The organism is Mycolicibacter algericus DSM 45454, from assembly GCF_002086455.1.
Taxonomy (GTDB): Bacteria; Actinomycetota; Actinomycetes; order Mycobacteriales; family Mycobacteriaceae; genus Mycobacterium; species Mycobacterium algericum.
Window position 1 is genome coordinate 1 of record NZ_MVHC01000092.1, and the last position, 668, is coordinate 668.

At 67.5% G+C, this 668-nt stretch carries 1 pseudogene and 1 other annotated feature; the pseudogene reads right to left on the minus strand.

Annotated features, from left to right (window positions below):
• Positions 1 to 668 (minus strand): annotated as a pseudogene (locus BST10_RS22235) (IS3 family transposase); the annotation flags it as partial.
• Positions 259 to 390 (minus strand) — a sequence feature (AL1L pseudoknot). It overlaps the preceding pseudogene by 132 nt.

Sequence of the window (668 nt, forward strand, 5' to 3'; positions counted from 1 at the left end):
GCGTGGAGCCTCCGGATCGGCCTTGGTGGTGCGTACCTTCCGGCGGCGGTGCACACCGGCGATGCCGGCGGCCTTCATCAGCCGGGCGACCTGATCCCGGCCGATGTCGTGACCGGCCCGGCGAGCAGCCTTGGCCAGCTTGCGGGCCCCGTAGACCGAGTAGTTGTCTTCCCAAAGCTTGACCAGCACCGGGATCATCACTGCATCGCGGACTGCGCGCGCCGACGCCGGCCGGGACTTGGCCGCGTAGTAGGTGCTCGGGGCCACCTGCACGCCTGCGTTGCGCAGGACGGTGCAGATGGGCTCGACCCCGAGATCGGCGCGGTTGGCGTCGATGAAGGCCACTATTTCGTGTGTTGGCGGTCGAGCTCCGCCCCGAAGAAAGTCGCTGCTCGTTTCAGTATTTCGTTGGCACGCTTGAGTTCTCGATTCTCCTGCTCAAGGTCCTTGATCCGTCGCGCCTCCGCGGTCGACACCCCGGGGGTCTGGCCGTCGTCGATGTCGGCCTGGCGGACCCACTGACGCACCGATTCCACCCCGTAACCGAGCTGGTTGGCCACGCGCTGCACGGTGCCGTGCTCGGTACCCAGCTCCGCGCGCAGGGTGCGCACCATCCGCACCGCGGAGGCCTTCTCCTCCGGACTGTAACGACGACTCGTCGGTTTACC